Below are 20,093 nucleotides of genomic sequence, written 5' to 3'. Positions count from 1 at the left end.
ACATTACCGGCCGGACGCTGACCATTGTGGCGAGGGGATAAATCCCTGGCCACAGGGGGCACCCAAAAAAAACGGGAAGCACGATGGCTTCCCGCTTTTCATCCAGCGCCGGGGTGTCAGATCACCTGGACGATGGCCTTGGTTACCGCATCGATGTTGTTCTGGTTCAGCGCGGCCACGCAGATGCGGCCGGTGTCCAGGGCATAGATGCCGAACTCGTTGCGCAGGCGCGTCACTTGTTCAACGGTCAGGCCGGAGTAGGAGAACATCCCGCTCTGGCGTGCGACGAAGCTGAAGTCGTGGTGCGGCGCGGCCTTGGCCAGCATGTCCACCATCTGGTCGCGCATGCCGCGGATGCGCAGGCGCATCTCGGCCAGTTCTTCTTCCCACTGGGCCCGCAACTCAGGGCTGTTGAGCACGGCGGCGACGATGCTGGCGCCGTGGGTTGGCGGGTTGGAGTAGTTGGTGCGGATCACGCGCTTGACCTGGGACAGGACGCGGGCACTTTCTTCCTTCGACTCGCTGACGATCGACAAGGCGCCGACGCGCTCGCCATACAGCGAGAACGACTTGGAGAACGAACTGGAGGCGAAGAAGGTCAGGCCCGACTCGGCGAACAGGCGCACCGCCGCGGCGTCTTCATCAATACCCTTGCCAAAGCCCTGGTAGGCCATGTCCAGGAACGGCACGTGGTTCTTGGCCTTGACCACGGCCAGCACGTTTTTCCAGTCCTCGGGGCTCAGGTCCACGCCGGTCGGGTTGTGGCAGCAGGCGTGCAGCACAACGATCGAGCGGTCGGGCAGGGCGTTGAGGTCTTCCAGCAGGCCGCTGCGGTTCACGTCGTGGGTGGCGGCGTCGTAGTAGCGATAGTTCTGTACTGGGAAACCGGCGGTTTCGAACAGGGCGCGGTGGTTTTCCCAGCTTGGGTCGCTAATGGCCACGACCGCGTCTGGCAGCAGTTGCTTGAGGAAGTCGGCGCCGATCTTCAGCGCGCCAGTGCCGCCCACGGCCTGGGTGGTGATGACGCGGCCCGAAGCGATCAGCGGGGAGTCCTTGCCGAACAGCAGGGTCTGGACCGCCTGGTCATAGGCGGCGATGCCGTCGATCGGCAGGTAGCCACGGGACACGTGCTGAGCCACGCGAATCGTCTCGGCTTCAACCACGGCGCGCAGCAATGGAATGCGCCCTTCCTCGTTGCAGTAAACACCTACGCCCAGGTTGACCTTGTTGGTACGGGTGTCGGCGTTGAAAGCTTCGTTGAGGCCCAGGATGGGGTCGCGTGGTGCCAATTCGACAGTGGAAAACAGGCTCATTAGTGCGCGGCTCTGAATGGAGAGTGAGGGGACGTGTCGCGCTCCAGCCGGATGCACTAGAGCGGTGCACAAACGGGGAGCTAGTATAGAGGCCATCACCGGGCAGGGCGACAGGCTAATCGGTCTTTACCGTAAGTATTTTCGTTTTTTTTCGACCGTTAGTCCCTTCGCCGCGTCAAAGTCTGCAAGGCGTGTAGGACGCTCGTCTTGAAAGCGAAGGCATTCACCTCCACATTGTGTGAATTCCAGCTTTTTCATCGGCCGACGTCAGTCAATTCGGTCTTCCTCGTTCCCGTCGGCTGGCCGACAGGAGTGAACCCAGGGGTTATGTTATGTCTGAATTCCAGCTAGTCACCCGCTTCCAGCCCGCCGGCGATCAGCCGGAAGCCATCCGCCTGATGGTCGAAGGCATTGAGGCCGGGCTGGCGCACCAGACGTTGCTGGGTGTGACCGGCTCGGGCAAGACTTTCAGCATCGCCAACGTGATCGCCCAGGTGCAGCGCCCGACGCTGGTGCTGGCGCCGAACAAGACGCTGGCGGCGCAGTTGTACGGCGAGTTCAAGGCATTTTTTCCGAACAACGCGGTTGAATACTTCGTTTCCTACTACGACTACTACCAGCCCGAAGCGTATGTGCCGTCGTCGGACACCTTCATCGAAAAGGACGCCTCGATCAACGACCACATCGAGCAGATGCGGCTGTCGGCGACCAAGGCGTTGCTCGAGCGCAAGGACGCGATCATCGTCACCACGGTGTCGTGCATCTATGGCTTGGGCAGCCCGGAAACGTACTTGAAGATGGTGCTGCACGTGGATCGGGGCGATAAGCTCGACCAGCGCGCCTTGCTCCGGCGCCTGGCGGATTTGCAGTACACCCGCAACGACATGGATTTTGCCCGGGCGACGTTCCGCGTGCGGGGTGATGTGATCGACATCTACCCGGCAGAGTCGGACCTGGAAGCGATCCGCATCGAGCTGTTCGACGACGAAGTGGAAAGCATCTCGGCCTTCGATCCGCTGACCGGCGAAGTGATCCGCAAGATGCCGCGCTTCACCTTCTATCCCAAGAGCCACTACGTAACGCCACGGGAAACCTTGCTGGACGCCATCGAGGGGATCAAGGCCGAGCTGCAAGAGCGCCTGGAATACCTGCGTTCGAACAACAAGCTGGTGGAGGCCCAACGCCTGGAGCAGCGGACCCGCTTCGACCTGGAAATGATCCTGGAATTGGGTTACTGCAACGGCATCGAGAACTACTCGCGCTACCTCTCGGGCCGTCCGGCGGGCGCGCCGCCGCCCACTTTGTACGACTACCTGCCGCCTGACGCCCTGCTGGTGATCGACGAGTCCCACGTCAGCGTGCCGCAAGTTGGCGCCATGTACAAAGGGGACCGTTCGCGCAAGGAAACCCTGGTGGAATATGGTTTCCGCCTGCCCTCGGCCCTGGATAACCGGCCGATGCGTTTCGACGAATGGGAAAGCGTCAGCCCGCAGACGATTTTCGTCTCGGCCACTCCTGGCAATTACGAGGCCGAGCATGCCGGTCGCGTGGTCGAGCAAGTGGTGCGGCCGACGGGGCTGGTGGACCCGCAGGTCGAGGTGCGCCCGGCACTGACCCAGGTCGATGATTTGCTGTCGGAAATCACGAAACGCGTGGCCTTGGAAGAGCGGGTGCTGGTCACCACGCTCACCAAGCGCATGGCCGAAGACCTCACCGATTACCTGGCAGACCATGGCGTGCGGGTGCGTTACCTGCACTCGGACATCGACACGGTGGAGCGGGTCGAGATCATCCGCGACCTGCGCCTGGGCACTTTCGACGTGTTGGTGGGCATCAACCTGCTGCGCGAGGGCCTGGACATGCCGGAGGTGTCGCTGGTGGCGATCCTCGACGCTGACAAGGAAGGTTTCCTGCGCTCCGAGCGCTCGTTGATCCAGACCATCGGTCGCGCGGCGCGAAACCTCAACGGTCGCGCGATTTTGTATGCCGATCGCATCACCGGGTCCATGGAGCGGGCTATCGGCGAGACCGAGCGTCGCCGCGACAAGCAGATCGCCTTCAACCTGGCCAATGGCATTACGCCTAAAGGCGTGTTCAAGGACGTCGCCGATATCATGGAAGGCGCCACGGTGCCTGGCTCGCGCAGCAAGAAACGCAAGGGCATGGCCAAAGCCGCCGAGGAAAGCGCCCGCTACGAAGCCGAACTGCGCTCGCCGAGCGAAATCACCAAGCGTATCCGGCAATTGGAAGAGAAGATGTACCAACTGGCCCGTGACCTGGAGTTCGAGGCCGCGGCGCAGTTGCGCGATGAGATTGGCAAGTTGCGCGAGCGGTTGCTGACTGTCTGACTCTTGCAGTGGCTTCGAAGGCCTCATCGTCGGAACGCCGCCCGGAGCAGGCTCGCTCCCACAGTGGACCGCATCCAGTCCAGACAACTCGGTTTCCTGTGGGAGCGAGCCTGCTCGCGATGAGGGCGACTCGGTCTGGCAGGCTTACTCAAATCGGCCTCTCACTGGAGCCCGCCCACCATCGCCTGTTACCATTCGCCCCCTGTTTGATCTTCGCTTTTATCTTCTTTCCGAGACATGCCATGACCACCGTCCGTACCCGCATCGCGCCTTCGCCCACTGGCGATCCCCATGTCGGCACCGCTTACATCGCCTTGTTCAACTATTGCTTTGCCAAGCAGCACGGTGGTGAGTTCATCCTGCGGATCGAGGACACCGATCAGTTGCGCTCGACCCGCGAGTCGGAACAGCAGATTTTCGACGCCCTTCGCTGGCTCGGCATCGACTGGAGCGAAGGCCCGGATGTTGGCGGCCCGCATGGCCCGTATCGCCAGAGCGAGCGCGGCGAGATCTACAAGCAGTACTGTCAGCAACTGGTGGACATGGGGCACGCATTCCCTTGTTTCTGCACCGCCGAAGAGCTCGACCAGATGCGCGCCGAGCAGATCGCCCGTGGCGAAACCCCGCGCTATGACGGTCGCGCGCTGCTGCTGTCCAAGGAAGAAGTCGCCCGTCGCCTGGCCGCTGGCGAGCCCCATGTGATCCGCATGAAGGTGCCGACCGAGGGCGTCTGCGTGGTGCCGGACATGCTGCGTGGCGATGTCGAGATCCCATGGGACCGCATGGACATGCAAGTGCTGATGAAGACCGACGGCCTGCCGACGTACTTCCTGGCCAACGTGGTCGACGACCACCTGATGGGCATTACCCACGTCCTGCGCGGTGAGGAGTGGCTGCCGTCGGCGCCGAAACTGATCCTGCTTTACGAGTACTTCGGCTGGGAGCAACCGCAGTTGTGCTACATGCCGCTGCTACGCAATCCGGACAAGAGCAAGCTGTCCAAGCGCAAGAACCCGACCTCGGTGACCTTCTACGAGCGCATGGGCTTCATGCCCGAGGCGATGCTCAACTACCTGGGGCGCATGGGCTGGTCGATGCCCGACGAGCGCGAGAAGTTCTCGCTGCAGGAAATGGTCGAACACTTCGACCTTTCGCGTGTTTCCTTGGGGGGGCCGATCTTCGACGTCGAGAAATTGTCCTGGCTCAACGGCCAATGGCTGCGCGACCTGCCTGTGGAAGAGTTCGCCGCGCGCGTGCAGAAGTGGGCGTTCAACCCTGAATACATGATGAAGATTGCCCCGCACGTGCAGGGCAGGGTCGAGACGTTCAGCCAGATCGCGCCATTGGCCGGGTTCTTCTTTGCCGGTGGCGTGACCCCCGATGCGAAGCTGTTCGAATCCAAGAAGCTTTCGGGCGACCAGGTGCGGCAGTTGATGCAATTGATCCTCTGGAAGCTCGAAAGCCTGCGCCAGTGGGAAAAGGACAGCATCACCGCGACGATTCAGGCAGTGGTCGAATCCCTGGAGTTGAAACTGCGCGACGCGATGCCGCTGATGTTTGCCGCCATTACTGGCCAGGCGAGCTCGGTGTCGGTGCTCGATGCCATGGAAATCCTCGGGCCGGACCTGACCCGTTTCCGCCTGCGCCAGGCCATCGATCTGCTCGGTGGCGTGTCCAAGAAGGAGAACAAGGAGTGGGAAAAGCTGCTGGGCGCGATCGCTTAAGCGGCTGATGGAGGAGGGCATGCCCCGGTTTTCCGGGGTTTGTCGGTAAGTGATTGTTATCCCGGCAAAAAATTTTCAAATTCTTTGAAAATAAATTTGACAGCCCTCCGATACGCCCTTAAGATTCGCCCCGTCCTCAGCGATGAGGGGCTATAGCTCAGCTGGGAGAGCGCTTGCATGGCATGCAAGAGGTCGACGGTTCGATCCCGTCTAGCTCCACCAATTTACACTTCAAGGCCTGGCCACACCGGCCTTGAAGCGATCAACTCTCAGCGTTGATCAGTTATATAGAAGGGTTTGCGTCCCCTTCGTCTAGTGGCCTAGGACACCGCCCTTTCACGGCGGTAACAGGGGTTCGAGTCCCCTAGGGGACGCCAGTTTTACAGAAGCGATGTTGCAAGATGTCGCTCCGCCGCGAGGCGAAAAATCCGGGGCTATAGCTCAGCTGGGAGAGCGCTTGCATGGCATGCAAGAGGTCGACGGTTCGATCCCGTCTAGCTCCACCAATCTCAGGTTCAAGGTCTGGCCACTCCGGCCTTGAATCGATCAGTTCTCAGCGCTGATCAAGTAAGAAGGTTTGTGTCCCCTTCGTCTAGTGGCCTAGGACACCGCCCTTTCACGGCGGTAACAGGGGTTCGAGTCCCCTAGGGGACGCCACGATTACCCGCTCTGCGGGATTTTATAAGGGTCATTCAATTCTTGAATGGCCCTTTTGTTTGCCTGGCGTTCAGCCAATTTCCTATTCTCCTGAAAATACTTCTGACCGGCGGTCAACATTTCGCTTGCGAAAATTTATTATGAGAATAATATTTCAATCGTAATATTCGGAGGCAACGATGAGCGATAAAAAAGCACAGACCCGCGAACGCATTCTCAAGGCCGCCAGCGATGCGCTGATCCAGCGCGGGCCGGCCGAGCCGAGCGTGGGCGAGGTGATGGGGGCGGCCGGGCTAACGGTGGGTGGTTTCTACGCTCATTTCGAAAGCAAGGACGCCTTGATGCTGGAGGCGTTCAAGCAGTTGCTGAACCGCCGCCGTGGCTTGATCGCCGACATGGATGCCGAGCTGACGGGTGAAGAACGGCGCGCCTTGGTCGCGGCCTTCTACTTGTCGCGCAAGCACCGCGATTCAACCGAGCAGGCGTGTCCGATTCCGGCATCGGTCGGCGAGCTCGGGCGGCTGCCGGATGCATTTCGTGAGGTGCTCAATGAGCATATCGAGCTGATGGTCGCGCAATTGGCCGCCAGCCCCGAAGACGCGGACAAAGCCCTGGCTGACATTGCCTTGATGGTCGGCGGCCTGGCGCTGGCACGGGCATTGGGCCCGGGTGAGTTATCGGATCGTTTGCTGCGCGCCGCCAAGTCGGCGGTGCGCTGAGCTAAGGCGCAAGCCCTGGAGATGAGCATGGACAGGTTGAGCTGGATTCGTGGCGTCAATGGCACCCTTGGTTGGATAGCACCGCGCCTGGTGGCGAAGAAAATGCGCAGGGCCTTCATGAGTCCGCGCAACCTGCCACCGAGGGCCTGGGAATTGCCATTGCTTGCCTCGTCCGAGCGCATTACCTTGCGCTTCGGCCTGTCTGCCTTGCGCTGGGGCAAAGGCCCGGCGGTCCTGCTGATGCATGGCTGGGAAGGACGGCCGACGCAGTTCGCGGCCTTGATAACCGCGCTGGTGGATGCCGGTTATACCGTGGTGGCGCTGGACGGACCGGCCCATGGTCGCTCGCCGGGCCACGAAGCCAACGTCCTGTTGTTTGCCCGGGCGATGCTCGAAGCCGCAGCTGAATTGCCACCGCTGCAAGCGGTGATCGGTCACTCCATGGGTGGCGCCAGTGCCATGCTGGCGGTCCAGTTGGGCTTGCGGACCGAGACGCTGGTCAGCATCGCCGCGCCTGCGCGGATCCTCGGCGTGCTGCGTGGGTTCGCCCGGATGATGGGAATGCCCGCCAGGGCCCGCTCGGCTTTCATTCGCCAGGTGGAGCAGGATGTGGGCATGCAGGCTTCGAAGATGGATGTTGCGCAATACCAGCTGGATATTCCAGGGTTGATTGTCCATGCCGAGGACGATACGTCGGTTTCGGTCAGGGAATCGCAACTGATCCATGAAGCCTGGTTCGACAGTCGCTTGCTGCGGTTGTCCGAGGGTGGACACCAGCGAGTCCTGGCCGATCCCCGTGTCATTGATGGCGTGTTATCACTGCTGGCGGGGCGCAGCCTGCAAGCGCGGCAATCGGCTTGAGCTTCCGTTACACTGCCCCGATCCAAATTCGACCGGGAGAGGGGCATGGGCTGGGATCGGGCAACGCCGTTCATTATTGATCTTCAGGTCAATCCAGAAGATATCGATGGGCTAGGCCACGCCAACAACGCGGTGTACGTCACCTGGCTGGAGCGTTGCGCGTGGCGGCATTCCCAGCGCCTGGGCCTGGATCTGGTGGAATACCGGCGACTGGATCGGGCCATGGCGGTGGTGCGGCATGAAATCGATTATCTGGCGGCCGCCTACGAGGGCGACGAATTGCAGTTGGGGACCTGGATCGTCGACTGGGACCAGCGCCTGAAAATGACCCGGCATTTCCAGCTGGTCCGTCCCAGTGATAACACCACATTGCTGCGGGCCCAGACCACTTTCGTCTGCATCGAACTGTCTACCGGCCGGCCCAAGCGCATGCCGCCGGAGTTCATCGAAGGTTATGGCGTGGCGCTGAATTCATCTGGCCTCTTTATAGACTGACCCACCGCCATCGCGAGCAGGCTCGCTCCCACAGGGTTTGGTGGTGGATTCCGGTTTTGTGGGCGCCTTGGAGTCGGTGTGGGAGCGAGCTTGCTCGCGATGGCGGCGGCACATCCAGCATCTTCCCAAGCTGATACACCGCCATCGCGAGCAGGCTCGCTCCCACAGGGTTTGGTGGTGGATTCCGGTTTTGTGGGCGCTTTGGAGTCGGTGTGGGAGCGAGCTTGCTCGCGATGGCGGCGGCACATCCATCATCTTCCCAAGCTGATACACCGCCATCGCGAGCAGGCTCGCTCCCACAGTGATTCGTGGTGGATTCCGATTTTGTGAAGGAAATCCGCTAAACTGCCGCACGTTTTTTCGTTGAGTGTGTTTCCCATGCAAATTGCCTTGGCGCCCATGGAGGGGTTGGTCGACAACATCCTGCGGGACGTCCTGACCCGTGTTGGCGGTATCGACTGGTGCGTCACCGAGTTCATTCGCGTCAACGACCGTCTGCTCACGCCGGCCTATTTCCATAAGCTTGCCCCTGAACTGTTGACCGGTGCCCAGACAGCGGCGGGTGTGCCCCTGCGTGTGCAGTTGCTCGGTTCCGACCCGGTATGCCTGGCGGAAAACGCGGCGCTGGCCTGCGAGCTGGGCTCCGAGGTGATCGACTTGAATTTCGGTTGCCCGGCCAAGACAGTGAACAAGTCACGGGGCGGGGCGGTGTTGCTCAAGGAGCCAGAGCTGCTCAACGAAATCGTGGAACATGTCCGTCGTGCGGTGCCCAAGCACATTCCGGTTACGGCGAAGATGCGCCTGGGTTTCGACAGCCCGGACGGCGCGCTGGTCTGCGCCACGGCGCTGGCCGAGGGCGGCGCGGCGCACATCGTCGTGCATGCGCGGACCAAGGTCGACGGCTATAAGCCACCGGCCCACTGGGAGTGGATTCCCCGCGTCCAGGAAGTGGTCAAGGTGCCGGTGTTCGCCAACGGCGATATCTGGTGCGTCGATGACTGGCGTCGGTGCCGGGAAATCAGCGGTGTCGAAGACATCATGCTTGGCCGTGGACTGGTCTCCCGTCCCGACCTGGCGCGGCAGATCGCCGCCGCCCGGGCGGGTGAAGAGGTTATCGAGATGTCTTGGGCCGACCTGCAACCGATGCTCCAGGATTTCTGGGTACAGGTGGTGGAGCAATTGACCCCTCGCCAGGCGCCGGGTCGCTTGAAGCAATGGCTGGCCATGCTGACCCGCAATTACCCCGAAGCCGTGGAGTTGTTCGGCGCGCTACGGCGAGAAACGGAACTGGATGCGGTGGGCCATTTATTGGGTGTGCAGCGCACCGAAGCGGCCTGAAAAAAATCTCAGGAAAAGCTCTTGAAAAGTTTTTGGCGGACCCTAGATAGGGGGTACGCGATGCCGAATTCGGGTCGCGGAGACAAAAAACCTTGCTGAACTTTCAGGAGATTTGAATCATGAGTACTGCATTTTCGCTGGCCCCTCTGTTCCGTTCCTCGGTGGGCTTCGACCGTTTCAACGACCTGTTCGAAACCGCACTGCGCAACGAACCGGGCAGCAGTTATCCACCCTACAACGTGGAAAAACACGGCGATGACGAATACCGCATCGTAGTCGCCGCTGCCGGGTTCCGGGAAGAAGACCTGGACCTGCAAGTGGAAAAAGGTGTGCTGACCATCAGCGGCGGCAAGCGCGAGGCCAGCAACGACAGCGTGACCTACCTGCACCAAGGCATCGCCCAGCGGGCGTTCAAGCTGTCCTTCCGGTTGGCGGATCATATCGAGATCAAGGCCGCCGGCCTGAGCAACGGTCTGTTGAGCATCGACCTGTTGCGCGTGGTACCGGAAGAGGCGAAAGCCAAGCGCATCCCGATCAACGGTGCGCAGCAAAAACCCGCGCTGGAGAATTGATCCATCGCAATTGAAGAAGGGCGCCGAATGGCGCCCTTCTTCATTTTTGAGATCGGTGGAAGATTAATCGTGGCGAGGGGATTTATCCCCGCTGGGCTGCGAAGCAGCCCTAAAAGCCGTCGCCTCGGCGTGTCAGGCTAAACAGCGTCGTCTGTTCTTTTTTGGGGCTGCTTCGCAACCCAGCGGGGATAAATCCCCTCGCCACAAAAGCCCGTCTTGTATTGCGGTTCAGAATTAGGGCAACAACCGCTCAAACGCCTCCAGCGGCAACGGCCGGCTGTGCAGGTAACCCTGGTACAAATGACAATCGAGCCCCTGCAGGAACTGCAATTGTTCCAGCGTCTCCACCCCTTCGGCGATCATTTCCAGGTTCAGGCTACGGGCCATGGCCACGATGGCGCGGATGATTTCGGCGTCGTTGGGGTCGCTGGTGGCGTCCCGCACGAAGGATTGATCGATTTTCAACGTGTCGACCGGTAGGCGTTTGAGGTACGTCAGCGACGAGTATCCCGTGCCGAAATCATCCATGGCGAAGCTCACGCCCAGTTTCTTGAGGCGACGCATCTTGCCGATGGTGTCGTCCAGGTTCTGGATTACGATGCCTTCGGTGATTTCCAGTTTGAGCACGCAATAGGGCAGGCCGTGACGGGAGAGGCTGCTTTCGATGCGTTCGACGAAATCACTCTGGCGAAACTGCCGTGGGCTGATGTTGACGCACAATTTGAAGCGCTGCGGATCGACCTTGCCCTTGGCGATCAACTGCTTGAAGCCGTTGCAGGCTTCATCGAGGATCCAGGTCCCGACCTCCAGGATCAAGCCGCTGTCTTCCAGCACCTTGATGAACTCGTTGGGCGACTGCGCACCCAGGTCCGGATGATTCCAACGGACCAGGGCTTCGGCGCCGATGATGCGGTTGTCCCGGGCATCGATCTGGGGCTGGAAATGCAAACTGAACTCGTTGCGAGCCAGGGCCTGGCGCAAGTCGGTTTCCATGCGCAGTCGCTCGCTCGCGGCTTTTTGCATGGTGGCGTGGAACATCTGCGACGTGTTGCGCCCCGAGTCCTTGGCGCGGTAGAGGGCAATGTCGGCGCGCTTGAGCAGGTCGGTCGGGGTGGAGCCGTGGTCCGGAATCAGCGCCATGCCAATGCTGGGGGTAACTTGAAGCCGTTGGCCGTCCAGGAACATCGGTTCCGAGAGCAGGTCACGCAGGGTGTCGGCCAGGTTCTGTACCTGTTCGCTGACTGCGGCCCGTGTGCCTTCGAGGCCGCTGAGCAGTACCACGAACTCGTCGCCACCCAGCCGCGCCACGGTGTCTTCGAGGCGCACGCTGGCTTCGAGGCGTGCGGTGATGATCTTCAGCACCGTATCGCCCACCGGATGGCCGAGGGAGTCATTGATGTGCTTGAAGTGGTCCAGGTCGAGGAACAGCAGGGCTCCGCGAAGGCTGTGGCGCTTGAGCAAGGCGATCTGCTGGCTCAAGCGGTCCATCAACAACGCCCGGTTGGGCAGGTTGGTGAGTGGGTCGTGATAAGCCAGGTGGCGGATCTGCGCTTCGGCGTTGCGCAGCAGGCTGACGTCCCGGGCTGTCAGCAGCAGACAGGCGGTCTCGTTGAGCGTGATGGGTTCCACCGACACTTCCACCGTGAGGATTTCCCCACGCTTGTTGCGCCCGAGCATTTCCTGATGCACGACCCGGCCCTTGAGCTGTAGCTCTGCCAGCAGCGCCGTGCGTTGTTTTTCCTCGGCCCAGATGCCGACTTCGTACACTGTGTGGCCGACCACTTCGTCGGCGCGATAGCCAGTGAGGCGGCAGAAACCGTCGTTGACCTCAAGGTAGCGGCCGCTTTCGCATTCAGTGATGGTGATGGCGTCAGGGCTGGAGTGGAAAGCCTTGGCGAATTTTTCCTCGCTGGCCTTGAGCGCCGCCTCGGAACGCTGCTGCTGGGTGATGTCCCGCAGGGTGGTGACGATGCAGGGCTGGTTGCCGACGTGGATCTGCCGGCTGGAAATCACGCAGGTCAGCGGCTGGCCGTTCTTGTGGTGGACGACGATGGCGACATTGCTCAGCGATTGCTCGCGGATCACCCGTTCGATGCGTTGCAGGCTGCTGCCGGACGCGTCCCACAGACCAATCTCGTCGGCGCTGCGGCCGATGACGTCGCTGGCCGCCCAGCCGAAGGTCTGGGTGAAGCTGGAGTTGATTTCCAGGAATCTGCCATCGTCCTGGTGGGTCACGCAGATCGGGTCGGGGCTGACCTGGAACAGTGTGGCGAATTTTTCTTCCGATGCCGCCAGGCTCTGTTCGCGCTCCACCTGATCGGTGATGTCGAGCAAAGTGCCGGCCATGCGCAAGGGGCTGCCGTCGTCGTCGCGGTAGAGGCGGGCGCGGCTCTCCAGATAGCGTGAGCTGCCGTCCGGCAGCTGCACGCGATAGGTCAATTGATAGTTGCCCGCCGGGCCTTCGCGCAGGCTGCGGTAGGCGTTGCGCATGTTGTTGCGTTCTTCGGTGGGTACGCCCTCGAAAAACGCGTCGAACGATTCATGAAAGGCTTTGGGCTCCAGGCCATGGAGCTGCGCGGCCCGGGCCGAACCGTAGAGCATGCCGCTGGGAATGTGCCAGTCCCAGGTGCCCAGTTGCGCCGAGTCGAGGGCCAGGTCCAGGCGTTCCTGGCTGTCCTTGAGGGCCTGTTCGGCGAGTTTGCGCTCGGTGGTATCGAGGAACGTGCTCAGCAGGTACGGTTGGCCTTCGAGTTCGACTTTCTGCGCGCTGAGGATGCCGTTGTGGACCTGGCCGTTACTGGCCCGGAACTCCACTTCCATGCTCACCAGTTCGCCTTTGGCCTTGGTCGCCTCCACCAGCTTCGCCCGTTGCCTGGGGTCGACCCACAGGCCCAGTTCCAGGGTGGTGCGGCCAATCACATCGTGAACCGGCCAGCCGAACAGGCTTTCGAAATACTGGTTGGCTTCGCTGATCAGGCCGTCCTCCTGGCGGGTCAGCAAGACCATGTTCGGGCAAAGATGAAAAAGCGTGGCGAAGCGTTTTTCCGAGCTGCGCAGCGCCTGTTCCCGTTCGCGCTGGTGGGTGATCTCGCGAATGACCCCGATCATGCGTGGACGGCCATGTTTGTCGGGCAATACGCTGCCGCTGATTTCCAGCCAATGCAGGCTGCCGTCGGGCCAGACGATTCGGTGGTGCATGGCCTGCTCGAGCGGTGCGCCGGCCACCGCCGCGTGAAACGCGCGCATGGCCCGGGCCCGGTCCTCGGGCAGCAACAGATCGAGGTAGTCCACGTCGGCGGGTAACGGATGGCGCGGATCGAAGCCGAACAGTGCCTGGGTGCCTCGGGACCAACTGATCTGCCCGGTATCGATGTCCCACGACCAGGCCCCCAGCCGCGCTCCGTTCAGGGCGGCCAGCAGCTGTGGCGCGCTGTCCCAGCTCTGCTCGGACCGCTTCGGGTCGAGCGCCTGGATACGCGGCAGGGGCGGAAGATGGTCGGCGGGTTTGGGCATTCTCTAGCGGGCCTTGGGCGGGTGGGTGTGATGCACAGGCGTAGTGGCCCTATAGGAGTAGCACAACTTATGCCCTTGTCCCTGGCAGATCGATTTGTGCGTCCAGTAGAGCCATGAAAGCCCGTGCTGCATTCGACAGCGTCCGTTCGGTGTGCACGATATAGCCTAGCTGGCGACTGAGCTGTATGCCCGGCAAAGGGATGCGCGCCACCTGTTCGTCGAGCATGGTGCGCGGCAGGACGCTCCAGGCCAGGCCAATGGAGACCATCATCTTTATGGTTTCCAGATAATTCGTGCTCATGGCGATGTTCGGTGTCAGGCCTTGGGCTTCGAACAGTCGCTGGACGATGTGATGGGTGAAGGTATTGCCGCCAGGGAACACCGCCGGATGCAACGCGATGTCCGCCAGGCTCACTGCGCCGTTTTCCAGCAGCGCATGTTCCGGCGCTACGACGAAATCCAGCGGGTCGTCCCACACCGGCTTGGCCCTTACCAGTGCGTGGGGCTCGGGGGCGAGGGTGATGACGGCGAGTTCCGCGCGACCGTGAAGGATTTCCTCGTAGGCCACTTCCGAATCAAGGAACTGAATATCCAATGCCACCTGTGGGTAGCGTCGGGTGAATTCCCTTAATAAGGAGGGCAGGCGATGCAAGCCGATGTGGTGACTGGTGGCGAGGGTCAGCCGCCCGGTCACTTCGCCGGTCAGATTGGTCAGGGCGCGGCGGGTGTCGTCGAGCACGTTGAGAATCTGATAGGCCCGGGGCAGCAGCGCCCGGCCGGCTTCGGTCAGGCCAATTTCACGGCCCAGCCGGTCGAAGAGGCGCACATTGAGCTGTTGTTCCAGCCCGGCAATACGCTTGCTGATAGCGGGCTGGGTGAGGTGCAGGCGCTCGCCGGCTCCGGAGAAACTGCCGGTCTCGGCGATGGCAATAAAGGCGTTGAGGTTGGCTAAGTCCATGGCCGTACCGGTCGAATTCCTGTTGGTTATGCAAAGCATGAAAAATATGAATTTGAGTTATTTAATGTAGCCTCATAACATCAGCCTCACAAGCCAAGGGATCATTTACTCACTCAAGACCCAGGGCATAGAAACAAGCTGATGAGGAAACCGTGTGATGGCCGGCAAAACGCTCTACGACAAGCTCTGGGATTCGCATTTGGTCAAGCAGCGCGACGATGGCTCGGCGCTGATCTACATCGATCGTCACATCATCCATGAAGTGACTTCGCCGCAAGCCTTCGAAGGCCTGCGCCTGGCTGGGCGCAAGCCTTGGCGCATCGATGCCAACATCGCCACCCCGGACCACAACGTACCGACCACCCCGGAGCGCAAGGGCGGCATCGAAGCCATTGCCGACCAGGTCTCGCGTCTTCAAGTCCAGACCCTCGACGACAACTGTGATGAATACGGCATCGTTGAATTCAAGATGAACGACGTGCGCCAGGGCATCGTCCACGTCATCGGCCCGGAGCAAGGCGCGACCTTGCCCGGCATGACCGTGGTCTGCGGTGACTCCCATACCTCGACCCACGGCGCATTCGGCGCCTTGGCCCACGGCATCGGCACTTCCGAGGTCGAGCACGTGCTGGCCACCCAGTGCCTGGTCGCCAAGAAAATGAAAAACATGCTGGTGCGCGTCGAGGGCAAGTTGCCGTTCGGCGTGACCGCCAAGGACATCGTCCTGGCCGTGATCGGCAAGATCGGTACCGCTGGCGGTAACGGCCATGCCATCGAGTTCGCTGGCAGCGCGATCCGCGACTTGTCCGTCGAGGGCCGCATGACCATCTGCAACATGTCCATCGAAGCCGGCGCGCGCGTCGGGTTGGTGGCCGCCGATGAAAAAACCGTCGAATACGTCAAGGGCCGTCCGTTCTCGCCCAAAGGCGCGGAGTGGGACATGGCGGTCGAAGCCTGGAAAGACCTGGTCTCTGACCCGGACGCCAAATTCGACACCGTGGTCGAGCTCGATGCGACGCAGATCAAGCCGCAAGTCAGCTGGGGCACTTCGCCGGAAATGGTCCTTGCAGTGGACCAGAACGTGCCGGATCCGGCCAAGGAAACGGACCTGGTCAAGCGCGACTCCATTGTCCGTGCCTTGAAGTACATGGGCTTGAGCGCCAACCAGGCGATCACCGACATTCAGCTCGACCGTGTTTTCATCGGCTCCTGCACCAACTCGCGGATTGAGGACCTGCGCGCCGCGGCGGTCATCGCCAAGGGCCGCAAGGTCGCCTCGACCATCAAACAGGCCATCGTGGTGCCGGGCTCGGGCCTGGTGAAGGCCCAGGCCGAAGCGGAAGGGCTGGACAAGATTTTCCTCGAAGCCGGTTTCGAATGGCGTGAGCCGGGTTGCTCGATGTGCCTGGCGATGAACCCGGACCGCCTGGAGTCGGGCGAGCATTGCGCCTCGACGTCCAACCGAAATTTCGAAGGCCGTCAGGGTGCCGGTGGTCGTACGCACCTGGTTAGCCCGGCGATGGCCGCGGCGGCAGCTGTCAACGGCCGTTTCGTCGACGTCCGCGAATTGATCTGAAGGAGCGCAGCATGAAAGCTTTTACCCAGCACACCGGTCTTGTCGCGCCTTTGGATCGTGCCAATGTCGACACCGACCAGATCATCCCCAAGCAATTCTTGAAATCCATCAAGCGCACCGGCTTCGGCCCGAACCTGTTCGACGAATGGCGCTACCTGGATGTCGGCCAGCCGTACCAGGACAACTCCAAGCGTCCGCTGAACAAGGACTTCGTGCTCAACGCCGAGCGCTACCAAGGCGCCAGCGTGTTGCTGGCCCGTGAGAACTTCGGCTGCGGCTCGAGCCGCGAGCACGCGCCGTGGGCTCTGGAAGAGTACGGTTTCCGCAGCATCATCGCGCCGAGTTACGCGGACATTTTCTTCAACAACAGCTTCAAGAACGGCCTGCTGCCGATCATCCTCAGCGATGCCGAAGTGGACGAGCTGTTCCAGCAGGTCGAGGCCAATCCTGGTTATCAATTGCAGATCGACCTGGCCGCGCAGACGGTGACCCGCCCCGACGGCAAGGTGCTGGGTTTCGAGATCGATGCGTTTCGCAAGCATTGCCTGCTCAATGGCCTGGATGACATCGGCCTGACCTTGCAGGACGGCGAGGCAATTGCCGCGTTCGAGGCCAAGCATCGGGCGAGCCAGCCTTGGTTGTTTCGCGATGCTTGATGGATTGATGTAGGCAGTACCGGCCTCATCGCGAGCAAGCTCGCTCCCACAGGTGTTTGTGAACACCCAAAATCCCTGTGGGAGCGAGCTTGCTCGCGATGAGGCCCACCCAGGCAACACAACACCCAAAAGGAAGCCACACATGACCAGCACCGCCCACAGCCAAGTCGTCCAAAAGCAATTCGGTGAACAGGCCTCGGCCTACCTGAGCAGTGCCGTGCACGCCCAGGGCACCGAGTTCGCCCTGCTACAGGCCGAGCTGGCCGGTCGTGGCGATGCCCGTGTGCTGGACCTGGGTTGCGGCGCCGGCCATGTGAGTTTCCACGTGGCGCCGCTGGCCGGTGAGGTGGTGGCATACGATCTGTCCCAGCAGATGCTCGACGTGGTGACGGCGGCGGCTGCCGAGCGTGGCCTGGGCAATATCAGCACGGTTCGTGGCGCCGCCGAGCGGTTGCCGTTCGCCGACGCTGAGTTCGACTTCGTGTTCAGCCGCTATTCGGCGCATCATTGGAGCGACCTCGGCCTGGCATTGCGGGAAGTGCGCCGGGTGCTCAAGCCGGGCGGGGTGGTAGCGTTCATCGATATCCTGTCGCCTGGCACGCCGTTACTGGACACCTACCTGCAAAGCATCGAAGTGCTGCGCGACACCAGCCATGTGCGCGACTATTCGGCCGCCGAATGGTTGCGCCAGGTCAGCGAAGCGGGGCTGCACACTCGCAGCACGTCGCGCCAGCGCCTGCGCCTGGAGTACCAGTCCTGGGTCGAGCGCATGCGCACCCCCGAGGTGATGCGTGCGGCGATTCTTGAGCTGCAGCGTTCGATGGGCGACGAAGTGCGTGAATATTTTCAGATTGAGGCCGATGGTTCGTTCAGTACAGATGTGCTGGTGCTGTGGGCCGAGCGATAGGATTTTTACCGGTCGGCCCCAGGGGTTGTGCCGAAAACCGAACAAACGAGGAAAGCATGAGCAAACAGATTCTGATTCTCCCAGGTGACGGCATCGGCCCGGAAATCATGGCCGAGGCGGTCAAGGTCCTGGAGTTGGCGAACGACAAGTACGGCCTGGGCTTCGAACTCAGCCACGACGTCATCGGTGGCGCGGCCATCGACAAGCACGGCGTACCCCTGGCCGATGAAACCCTGGACCGTGCCCGTGCCGCCGATGCCGTGCTGCTGGGCGCCGTGGGCGGCCCGAAATGGGACAAGATCGAACGCGACATCCGCCCGGAGCGCGGCCTTCTGAAGATTCGTGCGCAACTGGGTCTGTTTGGCAACCTGCGTCCGGCGATCCTTTATCCGCAACTGGCCGACGCGTCGAGCCTGAAGCCGGAAATCGTCTCGGGCCTGGACATCCTCATCGTCCGCGAACTGACCGGCGGTATCTACTTCGGCGCCCCGCGCGGCACCCGTGAGCTGGAGAATGGCGAGCGCCAGGCCTACGACACCCTGCCATACAGCGAAAGCGAAATCCGCCGTATCGCCCGGGTCGGCTTCGACATGGCCCGCGTGCGGGGCAAGAAACTGTGCTCGGTGGACAAGGCCAACGTGCTGGCTTCCAGCCAACTGTGGCGCGAAGTGGTCGAGCAGGTGGCCAAGGATTACCCGGACATCGAACTGAGCCACATGTACGTCGACAACGCGGCGATGCAACTGGTGCGTGCGCCGAAGCAGTTCGACGTGATCGTCACCGACAACATGTTCGGCGACATCCTGTCCGACGAAGCGTCAATGCTCACCGGTTCCATCGGCATGCTGCCGTCGGCCTCCCTGGACGCCAACAACAAGGGCATGTACGAGCCGTGCCACGGTTCGGCGCCGGACATCGCCGGGCAGGGCATTGCCAACCCGTTGGCGACCATCCTGTCGGTGTCGATGATGCTGCGCTACAGCTTCAACTTGAACGATGCCGCCGACGCGATCGAAAAAGCCGTCAGCGTGGTCCTGGACCAAGGCTTGCGCACCGGTGATATCTGGTCGCAAGGCTGTACCAAAGTCGGTACGCAGCAAATGGGCGATGCAGTAGTCGCCGCGCTGCGGAATCTGTAATCTTTCGGGCCCACCGCCTCGACGGTGGCCCACTTTTGTATAGGTGTAGTTGCGATGAAACGTGTAGGTCTGATCGGTTGGCGCGGCATGGTCGGTTCCGTGCTCATGCAGCGAATGCTGGAAGAGCAGGATTTCGATCTCATTGAGCCGGTGTTCTTCACCACTTCCAACGTGGGTGGCCAGGGCCCGTCCGTGGGCAAGGACACCGGTGCGCTCAAGGATGCCTACAGCATCGACGAGCTCAAGACCCTCGACGTGATTTTGACCTGCCAGGGCGGCGACTACACCAGCGAAGTCTTCCCGAAACTGCGTGAAGCCGGCTGGCAGGGTTACTGGATCGATGCCGCTTCCAGCCTGCGCATGCAGGACGACGCGGTGATCATCCTCGACCCGGTCAACCGCAAAGTCATCGACCAGCAGCTGGATGCGGGCACCAAGAACTACATCGGCGGCAACTGCACCGTCAGCCTGATGCTGATGGGTCTGGGTGGCCTGTTCGAAGCGGGCCTGGTGGAGTGGATGAGCGCCATGACCTATCAGGCAGCCTCCGGTGGCGGCGCGCAGCACATGCGCGAGCTGATCAAGCAAATGGGCGTGACTCACGGCGCCGTGGCTGACGAGCTGGCGAACCCGGCCAGTGCCATCCTGGACATCGACCGCAAGGTCGCCGAAGCGATGCGCAGCGATGCCTACCCGACCGAGAATTTCGGCGTGCCGCTGGCCGGCAGCCTGATCCCTTGGATCGACAAGGAACTGCCGAACGGCCAGAGCCGTGAAGAATGGAAGGCCCAGGCCGAGACCAACAAGATCCTGGGCCGCTTCAAGAGCCCGATCCCGGTGGACGGCATCTGCGTGCGCATCGGCGCCATGCGTTGCCACAGCCAGGCGCTGACCATCAAGCTGAACAAAGACGTGCCGATCGCCGACATCGAAGGCTTGATCAGCCAGCACAACCCGTGGGTCAAGCTGGTGCCGAACAACCGTGAAACCAGCATGCAGGAGCTGAGCCCGACCAAGGTCAACGGCACCCTGAACGTGCCAGTGGGCCGCTTGCGCAAACTGAACATGGGCTCGCAGTTCGTCGGTGCCTTCACCGTTGGCGACCAACTGTTGTGGGGCGCGGCCGAACCGCTGCGCCGCATGCTGCGGATTTTGCTCGAGCGTTGATCGATTGTCGCTGTGAAAGAACCCGCGCCTTGTAAGAGGTGCGGGTTTTTTATTGGGGCAGTTTTTGGGTGTCTGGACCGGCCCCTTCATGAGCAGGCTCGCTTCCACAGGTTTTGTGTTCACTGAAGATCCAATGTGGGAGCGAGCCTG

General features: G+C 61.5%; 15 protein-coding genes and 4 tRNA genes. 16 read left to right on the top strand and 3 right to left on the bottom strand.

The window, feature by feature from the left end; genetic code table 11:
• Positions 1 to 116: 116 nt before the first annotated feature.
• Positions 117 to 1,313, bottom strand: coding sequence for an amino acid aminotransferase (locus J3P81_RS16530; protein WP_434559829.1), 1,197 nt, complete (start codon positions 1,311 to 1,313; stop codon positions 117 to 119).
• A gap of 332 nt (positions 1,314 to 1,645) precedes the next feature.
• On the opposite strand from J3P81_RS16530, the gene uvrB reads away from it, so the two are divergent.
• The 11 genes from uvrB to J3P81_RS16475 all read left to right on the top strand — a co-directional run bounded on the left by uvrB (position 1,646) and on the right by J3P81_RS16475 (position 10,027).
• Entirely contained in the window at positions 1,646 to 3,661 is a 2,016-nt protein-coding gene (gene uvrB / locus J3P81_RS16525; protein WP_420765676.1) for an excinuclease ABC subunit UvrB, read from the top strand.
• Positions 3,662 to 3,903: 242 nt separating this feature from the next.
• A complete protein-coding gene (gltX, locus tag J3P81_RS16520) occupies positions 3,904 to 5,385 on the top strand; it encodes a glutamate--tRNA ligase (protein WP_039593947.1) in 1,482 nt (493 codons plus the stop codon).
• A gap of 146 nt (positions 5,386 to 5,531) precedes the next feature.
• Positions 5,532 to 5,607, top strand: a tRNA-Ala gene (locus J3P81_RS16515).
• Between the two features lie 79 nt (positions 5,608 to 5,686).
• Positions 5,687 to 5,762: transfer RNA gene (locus J3P81_RS16510), tRNA-Glu, on the top strand.
• A 53-nt stretch (positions 5,763 to 5,815) separates the two neighbouring features.
• Positions 5,816 to 5,891, top strand: a tRNA-Ala gene (locus J3P81_RS16505).
• Positions 5,892 to 5,966: 75 nt separating this feature from the next.
• A tRNA-Glu gene (locus J3P81_RS16500) sits at positions 5,967 to 6,042 on the top strand.
• 179 nt (positions 6,043 to 6,221) lie between these two features.
• On the top strand, positions 6,222 to 6,761 hold the full coding sequence (locus J3P81_RS16495) for a TetR/AcrR family transcriptional regulator (protein ID WP_039593946.1): 540 nt from the start codon (positions 6,222 to 6,224) through the stop codon (positions 6,759 to 6,761).
• A 27-nt stretch (positions 6,762 to 6,788) separates the two neighbouring features.
• Positions 6,789 to 7,622: an alpha/beta fold hydrolase gene (locus J3P81_RS16490; RefSeq protein WP_434559827.1), complete on the top strand. Its 834-nt coding sequence runs from the start codon at positions 6,789 to 6,791 to the stop codon at positions 7,620 to 7,622.
• 45 nt (positions 7,623 to 7,667) lie between these two features.
• Positions 7,668 to 8,117, top strand: coding sequence for an acyl-CoA thioesterase (locus J3P81_RS16485; RefSeq protein ID WP_434559825.1), 450 nt, complete (start codon positions 7,668 to 7,670; stop codon positions 8,115 to 8,117).
• 378 nt (positions 8,118 to 8,495) lie between these two features.
• Positions 8,496 to 9,455, top strand: a complete 960-nt coding sequence (locus J3P81_RS16480; protein ID WP_420765680.1) for a tRNA dihydrouridine synthase — start codon at positions 8,496 to 8,498, stop codon at positions 9,453 to 9,455.
• A gap of 119 nt (positions 9,456 to 9,574) precedes the next feature.
• A complete protein-coding gene (locus tag J3P81_RS16475; protein WP_420765681.1) occupies positions 9,575 to 10,027 on the top strand; it encodes an Hsp20 family protein in 453 nt (150 codons plus the stop codon).
• 234 nt (positions 10,028 to 10,261) lie between these two features.
• Here J3P81_RS16475 and J3P81_RS16470 read toward each other — a convergent pair whose 3' ends face one another.
• Positions 10,262 to 13,540 carry a PAS domain S-box protein gene (locus J3P81_RS16470; protein ID WP_434559823.1) on the bottom strand — a complete coding sequence of 1,093 codons (3,279 nt, stop codon included), beginning with the start codon at positions 13,538 to 13,540 and terminating at the stop codon, positions 10,262 to 10,264.
• 67 nt (positions 13,541 to 13,607) lie between these two features.
• Complete coding sequence (locus J3P81_RS16465) at positions 13,608 to 14,498, bottom strand: LysR family transcriptional regulator (protein ID WP_420765683.1); 891 nt, start codon at positions 14,496 to 14,498, stop codon at positions 13,608 to 13,610.
• A gap of 157 nt (positions 14,499 to 14,655) precedes the next feature.
• Here J3P81_RS16465 and leuC point away from each other — a divergent pair, with 157 nt between their 5' ends.
• The 5 genes from leuC (at position 14,656) to asd (ending at position 19,943) form a co-directional block, all read left to right on the top strand.
• Complete coding sequence (leuC, locus tag J3P81_RS16460) at positions 14,656 to 16,074, top strand: 3-isopropylmalate dehydratase large subunit (protein ID WP_420765684.1); 1,419 nt, start codon at positions 14,656 to 14,658, stop codon at positions 16,072 to 16,074.
• A gap of 11 nt (positions 16,075 to 16,085) precedes the next feature.
• Positions 16,086 to 16,730, top strand: coding sequence for a 3-isopropylmalate dehydratase small subunit (leuD, locus tag J3P81_RS16455; RefSeq protein WP_030142033.1), 645 nt, complete (start codon positions 16,086 to 16,088; stop codon positions 16,728 to 16,730).
• A gap of 142 nt (positions 16,731 to 16,872) precedes the next feature.
• Positions 16,873 to 17,637: a class I SAM-dependent methyltransferase gene (locus J3P81_RS16450; RefSeq protein WP_434559821.1), complete on the top strand. Its 765-nt coding sequence runs from the start codon at positions 16,873 to 16,875 to the stop codon at positions 17,635 to 17,637.
• 56 nt (positions 17,638 to 17,693) lie between these two features.
• Complete coding sequence (gene leuB, locus J3P81_RS16445) at positions 17,694 to 18,776, top strand: 3-isopropylmalate dehydrogenase (protein WP_063320312.1); 1,083 nt, start codon at positions 17,694 to 17,696, stop codon at positions 18,774 to 18,776.
• A gap of 54 nt (positions 18,777 to 18,830) precedes the next feature.
• Positions 18,831 to 19,943: an aspartate-semialdehyde dehydrogenase gene (gene asd, locus J3P81_RS16440; RefSeq protein ID WP_420765686.1), complete on the top strand. Its 1,113-nt coding sequence runs from the start codon at positions 18,831 to 18,833 to the stop codon at positions 19,941 to 19,943.
• The last annotated feature ends 150 nt before the right edge of the window (positions 19,944 to 20,093 follow it).

Origin of the sequence: Pseudomonas sp. R1-6, assembly GCF_051132115.1 — a bacterium.
Lineage (GTDB): Bacteria > Pseudomonadota > Gammaproteobacteria > Pseudomonadales > Pseudomonadaceae > Aquipseudomonas.
This window is presented reverse-complemented; position numbering and strand designations above follow the sequence as displayed.